At 70.6% G+C, this 13,007-nt stretch carries 6 protein-coding genes; 5 read left to right on the forward strand and 1 reads right to left on the reverse strand.

Annotation, left to right across the window (positions count from 1 at the left end; genetic code table 11):
* Positions 1–203 precede the first annotated feature (203 nt).
* The 4 genes from ACFP1K_RS05270 to ACFP1K_RS05285 all read left to right on the forward strand — a co-directional run bounded on the left by ACFP1K_RS05270 (position 204) and on the right by ACFP1K_RS05285 (position 8,945).
* The gene (locus tag ACFP1K_RS05270) at positions 204–7,337 is read left to right on the forward strand and encodes an RHS repeat-associated core domain-containing protein (RefSeq protein WP_380747460.1); all 7,134 of its coding nucleotides are present in this window, start codon (positions 204–206) and stop codon (positions 7,335–7,337) included.
* 10 nt (positions 7,338–7,347) lie between these two features.
* Complete coding sequence (locus tag ACFP1K_RS05275; protein ID WP_380747462.1) at positions 7,348–7,806, forward strand: hypothetical protein; 459 nt, start codon at positions 7,348–7,350, stop codon at positions 7,804–7,806.
* Between the two features lie 91 nt (positions 7,807–7,897).
* Positions 7,898–8,464 carry an MOSC domain-containing protein gene (locus ACFP1K_RS05280; protein WP_380747464.1) on the forward strand — a complete coding sequence of 189 codons (567 nt, stop codon included), beginning with the start codon at positions 7,898–7,900 and terminating at the stop codon, positions 8,462–8,464.
* A 100-nt stretch (positions 8,465–8,564) separates the two neighbouring features.
* A complete protein-coding gene (locus ACFP1K_RS05285) occupies positions 8,565–8,945 on the forward strand; it encodes a nuclear transport factor 2 family protein (RefSeq protein ID WP_380747466.1) in 381 nt (126 codons plus the stop codon).
* A 37-nt stretch (positions 8,946–8,982) separates the two neighbouring features.
* On the opposite strand, the gene ACFP1K_RS05290 is transcribed toward ACFP1K_RS05285, so the two are convergent.
* Positions 8,983–10,425, reverse strand: a complete 1,443-nt coding sequence (locus ACFP1K_RS05290) for an MFS transporter (RefSeq protein ID WP_380747468.1) — start codon at positions 10,423–10,425, stop codon at positions 8,983–8,985.
* Between the two features lie 198 nt (positions 10,426–10,623).
* Here ACFP1K_RS05290 and lon point away from each other — a divergent pair, with 198 nt between their 5' ends.
* Entirely contained in the window at positions 10,624–12,999 is a 2,376-nt protein-coding gene (gene lon / locus ACFP1K_RS05295) for an endopeptidase La (protein ID WP_380747470.1), read from the forward strand.
* Positions 13,000–13,007 lie beyond the last annotated feature (8 nt).

A 13,007-nucleotide genomic window follows, 5' to 3' on the forward strand; every position in this document is an offset into this window, starting at 1 on the left:
TAGCGTCTTTACGCAACGTGACACGGTGCTCGCGAACACGGCATTGACAGGCGGCGAGGCCTTGGCGAGCATTAATCCCGTTTAGTCGCTTTATAGCTGCTTTATGTGGGTCATCGATTAATAGCATCGATTGACGACGGGGTTTTCGGGGGAGTGTCGTGCTTCTTTCGCGTGTCAGAAACCGGCTTTTAACGCTTCTTTCGTTGGCGTTGCTGGTCAGTGCCATAGGTGTGATCACCGACCTGGTGTCTCCACCGTCTCCGGACGCGGCGGGGTATGGGCGGTCGGTGGAGGGGCGGCCGATTCGCGAGGTCGCCGGTGTGACCGGGGTGGAGGACGCGCCGGCTCCGGCCCGCAAGGCGGTCGCGCCGGTGCGGCCGGCCGCCGGGACGGCCGAGGTGGCCGTCGGCGCCTCGGTGACCAAGGCGGCGGGTCTTCCTGTGTCGGTGGCGCGGGCGGGGGCGTCCTCGCCGGGCCGGGTACGCGTGGAGACGCTTGGCGCCGACGTGGTCCGGCGACTGGGCGGCACAGGGCTGGGCGTCCGGCTCGTCCGTTCCGACGGCGGGACCGCGGCCGGCCGCGTGCGCGTGGCACTGGACTACTCCGCTTTCGCCCCGGGGTCGCCGGGTGCCGCGGCGCGGCTCGGTGTGATCGAGATGCCGGCCTGTCTGCTCGCGGAGCGCCCGGACACCACGTGCGCGAAGGCGGCGGAGAAGGCGAGGGTGGTGCCGTCCCACAACGACGGTTCCGCCCGGCAGGTGGTGGCGGAGGTAGAGGCCGCCGCCGCGGACACGCCGTCGGTGGGGAACGTGTACGTCCTGGCCTCGGCCGCCGCGGCGGAGGACCCGGGCGCGGGGACGACGAACTTCGCGGCGACCGATCTGAAGGCGGCCGGATCCTGGCAGGTGGGATTGTCCGGGGGCGGATTCTCCTACTCATATCCGATTCCGGTTCCGCCCGCCGTGGCGGGCGACGCGCCGGACCTGGCGCTGTCGTACTCCTCCTCGGGGGTCGACGGCCTGACCAACTACACCAACAACCAGGCATCGGTCGCGGGCATGGGCTGGGAGGTCTCGACCGGTTTCATCGAGCGGCGGTTCCGGGCGTGCTCCGACGACACGGCGGAGACGACCAAGAACACCGAGCAGCGCAACTGGAAGCATCAGTGCTGGGAGTCGCCGGACGAGAACGACGGGGACCCGGCGACCACCGATCACACCACCTCGTACCTGACGCTCTCGGTGGAGGGCAAATCATCGCCGATCGTCAAGGACCGGGCCGGCGGCGGCTGGAAGACGGTGGAGGACTACGGCTGGAAGCTCGACTACGTGCTGGACGTCCAGTCGGGCCTGTCCTCGTGGGTGGTGACCACCACCGGCGGCACCCGGTACCGGTTCGGTGCCGTCCGTGACTCCAACTGGCAGACCGCCTACGTGGGCGACGACCCCGGAGAGCCGTGCAACTCCAGCTATTCGAGGACGGGCACGCCGGGACTGTGCAACGCCACCTGGCGGTGGAACCTGGACCAGGAGATCGAGCCGCACGGCAACGTGACCGACTACACCTACACCAGGGAGGAGAACTGGTACTGCAAGGTGGTCGGCGCGCTGTGCCAGCCGGGGCCGCTGGGGGACGGGCGGGCGTTCCGGGTGGCCTACGACCGGGGCGGCTACCTGGCTCAGGTCTCCTACGGGCGTAACACCGGCGTGGCCGGGTCGGCGCACACCGCCAAGGTCGTCTTCAACGCCGTCGACCGCGGGCAGCCGCCCGCCTCGGGCGTGCCGTGGGACGACGACACCCCCTCCGACCTGAACTGCCCGTCGGGCCCCGCCGACGTGATCACCGCCTGCGACACGCCGGGACCGGCGTTCTACATCTCCAAGCGGCTGCACACCATCGTGACCTCGGCCCTCAAGCAAGGGGGCGGCTGGGACGAGGTCTACCGGCTGGAGGCCGGCTACAAGTGGGTGTACACCCAGATCCTCCAGGGACTACCGCCGGCCGGTCCGGTGTTGTGGCTGGACACCCTTCGTCCGGTCGGCCTCGCGGGCACCGGCCCGGACATCCCGCTGCCGCCGGTCGACTTCGAGGCCACGCTGCTGGACAACCGGGCCGACCACAACGACGCGCAGGGCAAGCCACGCCTGCGGCTGCCGCGCGTCTCGGCGGTGTACAACGGGCTGGGCGGCCGTACCGACGTGTACTACGGCCAGGCCAACCCGTGCCCCATCCCGTCGGGGTATCCCACCACCGGCTGGGACACGGGTGCCCGCGACTGCTACCAGGCGACGCTGGGCACCTACTACGACTCCGGCGGTATCCAGCGCACCAGCCGCGCCGTCTACATGAAGTGGCTGGTCACCCAGGTCGTCGACAGGGATCTGGTCGGCGGCTCTCCCGACGTGCCGACCCGGTACGAGTACGTGGGCACCCCGGCCTGGGCGCGGCCGTTCAACTACATGCGCGCCACCACGATCTCCGGCGTGCTGTGCGGCCAGCCGTCCGGCACCTACTGCAAGACACTGAGCGAGGACTGGGACGAGTTCCGGGGCTACCAGACCGTGCGCACCATCAAGGGTGCCGGCACGAGCCCCGACGACTTCGGTGTCACCACGACCACGTTCTTCCGCGGCATGTACGACGACCCGCGCGCCGACGGCACCCCCAAGGGCACCCGGATCACCGACTTCGACGGCAACGGGTACGACGACTCCCGGGTGCTGGCCGGGCGCACGCTGCAGGAGCAGACCTGGCGCGCCACCACCGTCAGCGGTGCCACCCTCGCCGGGGCGGGGCCCGCCGCGCCCGGCGGCCTCCTGGTCACCGCCGCGATCACCCCCGCCAGGACCCTGGCCCGAGGCCTCGCCCGCCTGCTGGGGACGGCGACGCTGGCCTGCACCCATCCGACCTGGCAGCGGTTCGCGTCCTACTCCAAGGGCGCCAAGGTCACCTGGACCGGGCACCACTGGGAGGCGCTCCAGGCCAGCGTCAGCGCCGAGCCCGGCAAGGTCACCAACGCCTGGAAGGACCTCGGGGACTGCACCGCCGCCCCCACCCCCACCCCGACGACCCCCGTCACGCCGACCCCCACACCGTCGGCCACTCCGCCCGGCGGCCCCACCCCCGGCGGGTACACAGAGATCGGCTCGACCCGCTACGAGTACACCACCCGGGCCGCGGGTGACGGGCCCGGCATCTACGACCCGCTGCTGATCGGCACCACCCGCCAGGTCACCAGGGAAGCCGTCACCGGCGGTTTCCGCTACAGCGATCAGCGCACCGCCTACGACTCCTACGGACTGCCGACGAAGGTCAACGACTACGGCGACACCTCCACGGCCGCGGACAACACCTGCGTCACCACCACCTACGCCCGGAACGCAGCCAAGTGGCTGCTCGACTATCCGGCCGTCGTCGAGCGCCGCGCCGGGGACGCCTGCACGGCCGGCGCACTCCTCGCCAGGACGGTCACCCTGTATGACGGGGCCGTCGATCCGGCGGGCAACACCCCTTCGGTGGGGGACGCCACCGAGACGCGCACCTACACCGGCGACAGTGACTTCACCAAGGTCAAGGCGGAGTTCGACGGCTACGGGCGAGACGTGTCGACCACCGACGCCCGCGGCAAGATCACGAGAACGGCGTATCTGCCGGCGACGGGATTCCCCTTCGACGGCGTCACGGTGACCAACCCCATAGGGCACACCGCGACGACGTGGTCCTCGCCGCTGCACGGCCAGGACCTGAGGATCCGGGACGCCGCCGGCAACGACGTGGTGATCGACTACGACGCGCTCGGGCGCACGCTGAGGTACTGGACCCCCGAACGGCCCGTCAGCGGGGGGACGCCGGCGGCGCGGGTGGACTACACGATCCCCTACGACGGGAACCTGGGCCAGCCGGGCTCGGTGGCGAAAAGCACGATGAACACCCTGCGGTCCGGTTCGGGCGGGTCGGCCGTGTGGCTGAGCACCCACACCTACGTCGACGGCCTGGGGCGTCCGCGTGAGACGCAAAGGACGTCTCCCGCCGGCGGGAGGATAGTCACGGTCAAGACCTACGACGCGCGTGGGCTTCCGTCGGCCACGTCCGCGCCCGTCCACAATTCCGCCGCGCCGGGATCGTCGCTGCTGAATCCGGCGCTGACCGATCTGCCGCAGTGGTCGCGCTCGGTGTACGACGGGGCCGGGCAGACGGTGGCCCAGGTCGAATACGGCGCCGGCGCCGAACTCAGCCGGACCACGACCCGTTACTTCGGTGACCGTGTCGAGGTGCAGCCTCCGGGCGGGGGGAAGACCGTCTACCACTCCGACCTCAAGGATCATGTGACGAAGGTCGAGGAATGGGCCGACGGGGTGACCCACCACGACACCACCTACGCCTACGACATCGACGGTCACATGACGAGGATGACCGACGCCAACGGGAACGTCCGCACCTTCACGTACGACTCGGCCGGTCGCCGCGTAGCCTCGCAGGACCCGGACACCGGCGTGGGCGAGGACCATTACGACGCGACCGGGCTGCTGGCGTGGACGAAGGACGGGAGAGGGCAGAAGCTCTCCTACGACTACGACGACCTCGGCCGCAAGACCAGGCTGTGGTCGGGCGACTCGGGCACCGGAACCAAGCTCGCGGAATGGGTGTACGACACTCTGGCGCCTGGGAAGCTCACCTCGTCGACCCGGTTCGCGGGCACGGAGGCCTACAAGGAGCAAGTCACCGGTTACGACGTCATGGGGCGCCCGCTCGGCACCAAGGTCACCGTCCCGACGTCGGAGGACCTGCTGGCGGGAAGCTACACGTTCACGGCGGAGTACGACACCGCGGGCGCGGTGAGCGCGGTGACGATGCCCGCGGCCGGTGGGCTTCCCGCCGAGAAGGTCACGTCCACCTTCGACGACCTCGGCCTGGCGAGGCGCGTGACGTCCGACCTCGGAGGCGGATACGTCTACGTCGACGACACGCGGTACACGCCGACGGGACGGCTCGCCGAGCGGGCGTACGGGGCCGGCGGGAAGATCAAGCGGACCGTCAATTGGGATGACACCACAGGCTGGATCTCCCGTGTCACCACGCTCGTCGACGCGCAGACCACGACGCCGAGGACCGCGCAGGACGACCAGTACTTCTATGACGTGTCCGGGCGCGTCACGCGCGTCCTGGACGCCGCCTCCGCCGTGGGGGGCGGCACGCCCGGGCAGTCCGAGTGTTTCGCTTATGACGGGCTGCGGCGGCTCACGGCGGCGTGGACCACGACGGTCGCGTCCTGCGCCGGCGGCCCGGGCGCGGCGGACAGCCTGGGCGCCGACCCGTACAAGCAGCAATACGGATACGACGCGGTGGGCAACATGTCCACTCTGACCGACAGGGGTCAGACAGCCGCCTACCACTACCCGTCGCCCGGTCCCTCCGGTGTCCGTCCCAACGCGGTCACCTCGATCACCAGGCCCGGAGGCGGTACCGACACCTACGGCTACGACGGCGCGGGGAACCTGACATCGCGTTCCGTGGACGGGAAGGCCGGGGTCTTCCAGTGGAACGAGCTCGGTGAGCTGAGCAAGGCAACCGTCGACGGCCAGGAGTCCACGATGGTGTACGACGCCGACGGTGAGCGCCTCATCAGGCGTGATCCGGGCGGCAAGGCCACCCTCTACCTCGGCTCCATGGAGATCGAACTGGCCGGGGGGCGGCTCACCGCCAAGCGCTACTACTCGGCTCCCGGCGGGGCCACCGTCGCCATGCGCGCCGGCGCCGCGGGGGTGACGTGGCTCGCCTCGGGCTTCCACGGGTCCCAGCAGCTCGCGGTCGACGACACCACCGGTGTGGTGAGCCGCGAGCGTTACCTGCCCTTCGGGGCGCGCCGGGGCGTCGACGACCTTCCCTTCACCGATCGCGGCTTCCTCGGCAGGGTGGAGGACGCGGCGACCGGGCTGGACTACCTCTCGGCGCGGTACTACGACCCTTCCATCGCCAAGTTCATATCAGCCGATCCGCTGCTGGACGCGGACAAACCCCAGTGGGCGAATCCCTACAGCTATGCCGGGAACAATCCGGTCGGCATCTCCGATCCCGGAGGGCTCAAGCCGTGCCTCAACAACACCCCGGAGTGCGACAGCTACAACCAGTACGAGTGCAAGCGGAATCGCACGGCATGGTGCGAGGAATACTTCAAGCGGCAGAGACTCGCCAAGCGGGCGATCGAAGAGGCCGAGCGGTGGCGCCAGGCGGTCGCCGATCTCCTCATCCGGCGTACCCAGTGCGCGGTCTATGAATGCCTCGCCGTGATCGACCAGCAACTGGAACAGCTGCTCGGATTCGATCCGTTCGAGTACTACGACGACAGCGTCATGTCGAAGGTGGCGCATTTCACCCTCGACGTCGTCAAATTCGTGATGGAAGACGCGGTCAAGTGCACGGAGGGCAACGCCGGATCGTGCGCCATGTTCGCGGCCAGTTTCATCCCGGGCGAGAAACTCGTGGTCGGCGGGCTGAAACTGGCCGGCCGGTCGGGGAAGGCGGCGCAGAAGCTGGGCGGCTATCTGGGCAAGTCGATCAAGTCGTGCAGCAGCTTCCCTCCCGGTGTACGCGTACTGATGGCCGACGGCACGCGTAAGCCCATCGAGGAGGTCGAACCGGGCGACGAGGTGGTCGTCTACGACCCGGAGACGGGTGAGCGCGGTGTGCGGGCGGTCCTGGCGACACCCGGCGGCCGCGGGGAGAAACACCTGTACGAGATCGGGCTGCGGGCTCCCGGGGGTGCGATGGCGGCCCTCACCGCGACGGACACGCACCCCTTCTGGGTGGACGGCCAGGGGCACTGGTTCAACGCCGCCGATCTGCGGCCCGGAATGCGGCTGAGGACCTCGGACGGCACGACCGTCGAGGTGGCCGGGGTACGGGGGTACCTCCGGGCGGACCAGCGGGTGCACAACCTGACGATCGAGGGCGTCCCCACGTTCTTCGTCGAGGCGGGGGACGACGACGTCCTCGTGCACAACGGCAACTGCCTGCCGGTGTTGCGCGGCTTCAACAGCGTGCGCATGCGATTCGGCAACGAGACCTTCCTCCTGGACAAGAAAGGCATGGATCACATCCTCAAACGCCATCATCCGAAGTATTGGGACGGGTCGCAGAAGGCTGAGCAGACATTCTTCGACGAGAGCATGTCCGTCGAGGACGTGACCAAGGCCATCGGGGCGATCATGCGGCAGAACCGGTCTGTCCTCCTGCAAAAGGGGACCAGCCGAACCTTCCAGATCACCGGTAAGATCAACGGCATCACCTACGTGCTAGGAATAAAGAACGGGCGGATAGGCCAGTTCTATCCGAAGTGAGGGTTCACCCATGATCAATGTTCGGAGCTATCTTCGGACGTCCGGCGGCGAATTCGTGGCGGTGGACGAGTTCGCCGGGTCACTGGGCGACCCCGACTACGTCGAGGGCGCGATCGAGGTGGAGGTCGACGGGCGGGCGATCCTGGGGAAAGATCAATGGGACTACGTGGACGAGCTGTGGTTCTACATCACCGACATGGTCGAGGAGATGCGGTCCACGGGGCAGGCCGCGACCTACTTCCCCGATCAGCCGATCAGCCTGTCGTTCCGCCGGATCGCTCCCGCCGGTCGGGTGATGCTCACGTGCGAGTTCGAAGTCTCGCGCGAACGCCGTACCGCGACCCTCACCGAGGAGGAACTGCTGGCGGAACTGCGGCGTTCGGGGGGTGTCTTCTTCGAACGGCTGGCGGCCCTGCTCCCCGGCCACAGCCGGAGTTACTCGGAGGCCCTGGAACGTCTTCGCGCCTGACCGGCTCGCCCGGGCGGCTCACCGTCCGCCGCCGAAGTCGAGCGCGCTGAAACGTTGGACCGGTCTTGGCCGTCTCTATAAGGTCGGACATGTGAGTGGCCATGTCGCCGGGCCCCGGCCGGTGGAGATCGTGGCTCTTCACGTCTCGCCGGTGCACGCCTTCGAAGGGCGGCCCGGGGACGGGCCGCGGCCGGATCCGGAGCCTGCCGGGCGAGAGCGCGTCGTCGTGCGGGCGGGGCTCGGCATCGTCGGGGATCGGTACTTCAACCGCCGCGCGCACCAGCGGGCGGCGGTCAGCCTGTTCGCGGCCGAGTCGCTGGACGAACTCGCCCGGCGGCTGGGACTGGCCGGCCCGCTCGATCCGCTGCTCACGCGCCGCAACATCGTCCTGCGTGGCTTCCCGGTCGACGAACTGGCCGCCCGGCGGCACCGCGACGGGACCTCGTCCGACGGCGCGCTGTTCGGCCTGGACTCCGGAGACGGCGAGATACGGTTCCAGGCCTACCGCCCGGCCGCCCCCTGCGCGTGGATGGACGCCGTCCTCGCCCCCGGCGCCTTCCGCGGGCTACGCGGGCACGGGGGAGTGCGCTGCGCACCACTGGACGACGGCGAACTCCGCCTCGGCCCGGCCACCCTGACCGTCCACCCGCCCGCTTGACGGACGTGCGGACGCGCGGGTGATCGGATACGTTTCCTGACGGCGGCTCATGGAGAGGTCATGTGTTCATGCGGATTCCGCTGATGTCGCGAGGTGGACGGTGAGCGGGGCGGACGGCCTGACCGTCGAACTGCGGGAGGCCGAGCGGCGCCTGCAGGCCGCCCAGTTGGCCGCCGACGCGGCCGCGCTCGATCTGTTGATCGACGACCGGCTCGTGTTCACCGGGCCCGACGGGCGGCTGTACTCCAAGGCCGACGACCTGGAGATCCAGCGCACGGGTGAGCAGCGCCTCACCCGGGTCGACGAGGAGGACCTCCAGGTCCTGGTGGACGGCGGGACCGGGGTCACGTGGTTTCTCGGGACCCTGGAAGGGGTGTTCAAGGGCGAGGCGTTCACCGCCCGGGTGCGTTACACGCGTACCTGGATCCACTCGGACGGTCACGGCTGGCGACTGCTCGCGGCCCATGTCAGCTCTGCCTAGGAGTGGACACGCCGCGGCGGGGCCACGAGCCCGGGGGTCAGGTGCGTTCGCCGAGCTTCTCGCCGGTCTCCAGTGGCGGGGCGCACAGGTCGCAGGACGTCTTGCGGGCCGGGACGCGTTCCGGGTCGCGCAGGGCGTTGGTGCGGATGGTGACGAAGGTCAGGACGGCGGCGGCGGCCATCATGGCGGCGGAGATGAGCATGGCGGAGCGGAAGCCGGCGGTGAAGGCGGCCGGTGAGGTGTAGGCGGCGCCGGTCAGGCCGACCAGCGGGGGGATGGCGGCCACGGCCAGCAGGCCTCCGGTGCGCGCCACGGCGTTGTTGACGCCGCTGGCCACCCCGGCGTAGCGCTCGTCGGCGGTGGCGAGGACGGTCGCGGTCAGGGGGGCCACGGCGGCGGACAGGCCGAGGCCGAACAGGACCACGGCGGGTAGCACGTCGGTGAGGTACGAGGCGCCGGGGCCGACGCGGCTGAGCAGGACCAGGGCGCCGGCGACGGCCAGGATGCCGCCCGTCAACGGCAGGCGCGGCCCGATGCGCTTGGCCAGTTCCCCCGAGCGGGGCGACAGCACCAGCATCAGCAGCATGACGGGGAGCATCGCGCTGCCCGCGGCGATGGGGGAGAACCCGGCGGCCACCTGGAGCTCCACCACGAGCAGGAAGAACACCACGCCCATCGCGGCGTACATGACCAGCGTCACCGCGTTGATCGCGGTGAACTCCCGGGAGGCGAACACCCGGACCGGCACCAGCGCCCCCACCCCGCCGCCGTGCGAGCGGCGCGTCTCCAGCACCACGAACGCGACGCCGAGCAGCACCCCGGCGATCACGGCGGCCAGCGCCAGCGGGGAGCCGACCTCGATCAGCCCGTAGGTCACCCCGGCGAGGGCCAGCGCGGCCAGCGCCGCGCCGAGCACGTCGAACCGGCCGGTGGCGGCCTCGTCGCGGGTCTCGGGCACGTGCTTGGCGGCCACCGCCACCACCAGCGCGGCGATCGGCAGGTTGATCAGGAACACCCAGCGCCACCCGGCGGTCTCCACCAGCCACCCGCCGAGCAGCGGCCCCACCGCGCCCGCGACGCCGCCGAGCCCGGACCAGGCGCCGACGGCCCGGGGCCGGTCCGCACGGGCGAACGACGCCTGGATGATCGCCAGCGACCCGGGGGCGAGCAGCGCCCCGCCGATGCCCTGCAAGGCGCGCGACAGCACCAGCACCTCGACGTTGGGCGCGAGCCCGCACAGCGCCGAGGTGACGGCGAACCACACCACGCCGATCACGAAGATCTTGCGGCGGCCGAACCGGTCGCCGAGGGAGCCGCCGAGCAGGATGAGCCCGGCCAGCGTGAGGGTGTAGGCGTTCACCGTCCACTGCAGCCCGGACATGGAGGCGCCGAGTTCCCGTCCCAGTTTGGGAAGAGCCACGTTGACCACGGTGCTGTCAAGGAAGGCCATGCCCGAGCCCAGCACAGTGGTGAACAGCACCCACCGCCCTTGGGGGGATTTCATGCGAATGCCGCCGTTGTCCATGCAGCCCATCATGGATTACCCCGGTGACCGCCTCGGCCGCCCGGGGGGTGCTGATTACAGAATTACGATCGCTCACAGCGAACAGGCGCAGGGTTGGGAACAATCGTGGGCTCTCATTAATTGAGTGCATGTAACTCAACCCTTGGAGTTCGCATGAGTCAGAGCTTGATCCTCCCGGTTCTGCCGCTAGACGACGAGGTCGTCCTGCCCGGCATGGTCGTCCCGCTCGACCTGTCGGACACCGAGGTGCGCGCGGCCATCGACGCCGCCAGGGCCTCGGCTGAGCAGGGCAAGGCGCAGGTGCTGCTCGTGCCGCGCCTGGACGGCAGGTACGGCGCCGTGGGCGTCGCCGCCGTGATCGAGCAGGTCGGAAGGCTGCCCGGCGGCGGCCCCGCCGCGGTGCTGCGTGGTGTGGAGCGCGTGCGGGTGGGCTCGGGCACCACCGGCCCCGGTGCCGCCCTGTGGGTGGAGGCGACCCCCATGGAGGTCGTGCCCGCCGACCACCGCGCCGAGGAGTCGGCCAAGGAGTACAAGTCGCTCGCGGCCACCATCCTGCAGAAGCGCGGCGCGTGGCAGGTCGTGGACGCGGTGAACCAGATAAAGGACGCCTCCGAGCTGGCCGACAGCTCCGGATACGCCCCGTGGCTCAGTACGGCCCAGAAGGTCGAGCTGCTGGAAGAGCCCGACCCCGCCGTGCGGCTGGCCCGGCTGGTCGAGTGGGCCCGTGATCACCTGGCCGAGCTGGACGTCGCCGAGACCATCCGCAAGGACGTCCAGGAGGGCATGGAGAAGCAGCAGCGGGAGTTCCTGCTGCGGCAGCAGCTGGCCGCCGTCCGCAAGGAGCTGGCCGAGCTGAACGGCGACGCCGCCTCCGAGGAGGAGGACTACCGCGCCCGCGTGGAGGCCGCCGACCTGCCGGAGAAGGTCCGCGAGGCCGCGCTCAAGGAGGTCGGCAAGCTGGAGCGCACCTCCGACCAGTCGCCCGAGAGCGGCTGGATCCGCACCTGGCTGGATACCGTCCTCGACATGCCGTGGAACACCCGCACCGAGGACTCCTACGACATCTCCGCCGCGCGGGCCGTCCTGGACGCCGACCACACCGGCCTGGACGACGTCAAGGAGCGCATCGTCGAATACCTCGCGGTGCGCAAGCGCCGCGCCGACCAGGGCCTCGGCGTGGTCGGCGGGCGCCGCAGCGGCGCCGTGCTGGCGCTGGCCGGGCCTCCCGGGGTCGGCAAGACCTCGCTCGGCGAGTCGGTGGCCCGCGCCATGGGCCGCAAGTTCGTCCGGGTCGCCCTCGGCGGCGTGCGGGACGAGGCCGAGATCCGCGGCCACCGGCGCACCTACGTCGGCGCGCTGCCCGGCCGCGTCGTGCGGGCCATCCGCGAGGCGGGCAGCATGAACCCCGTCGTGCTGCTGGACGAGGTCGACAAGGTCGGCGCCGACTACCGCGGCGACCCGACGGCGGCGCTGCTGGAGGTGCTGGACCCCGCGCAGAACCACACGTTCCGCGACCACTACCTCGAGGTCGAGCTCGACCTGTCGGACGTGCTGTTCCTCGCCACCGCCAACGTCCTGGAGGCGGTGCCCGGCCCGCTGCTGGACCGCATGGAGATCGTCACCCTCGACGGCTACACCGAGGACGAGAAGGTCGCCATCGCGCGCGACCACCTGCTGCCGCGCCAGCTCGACAAGGCGGGCCTGACCGCGCAGGACGTCACGTTCGACGACGAGGCGCTGCGCGGGCTGGCCGGGGAGTACACCCGTGAGGCGGGCGTGCGCTCGCTGGAGCGGGCGATCGCCCGGGTGCTGCGCAAGGTGACCGCCAAGGCGGCCCTGTCGGCCGGCGCGCTGCCCGTGCGGGTGGGCGAGGCCGACCTGGTCGGCTACCTCGGCAGGCCCCGGCACGTGCCGGAGTCCTCGCTGCCGGAGTCGGCGCAGCGCACCGCCGTGGCCGGCGTGGCGACCGGCCTCGCGGTCACCGGGGCGGGCGGCGACGTGCTGTACGTCGAGGCGTCCCTCGCCGACCCCGAGACCGGGTCCACGGCGGTCACGCTGACCGGGCAGCTCGGCGACGTGATGAAGGAGTCCGCGCAGATCGCGCTGTCCTACCTCCGTTCGCGCGGCGTGGAGCTGGAGCTGCCGGTAGGGTCCCTGAAGGACCGGTCCGTGCACATCCACGTCCCGGCCGGGGCGATCCCCAAGGACGGCCCCTCGGCGGGCGTCACGATGACCACGGCCCTGGCGTCGCTGCTGTCCGGCCGCCCCGTGCGGTCCGACGTGGCGATGACCGGCGAGGTGTCGCTGACCGGCCGGGTGCTGCCCATCGGCGGCGTGAAGCAGAAGCTCCTCGCCGCGCACCGGGCGGGCATCACCACGGTGCTCATCCCGGCCCGCAACGAGCCCGACCTGGACGACGTCCCCCGGGCCGTCCGCGACGAGCTGACCGTCCACACGGTGAGCGACGTCCGCGAGGTCCTGGCCATCGCCCTCACCCCCGCGACGGTCCCGGAACCCGCCGTCGCCTGACCCCTGCC

It is taken from the genome of Sphaerisporangium aureirubrum, from assembly GCF_042658925.1.
Lineage (GTDB): Bacteria > Actinomycetota > Actinomycetes > Streptosporangiales > Streptosporangiaceae > Sphaerisporangium > Sphaerisporangium aureirubrum.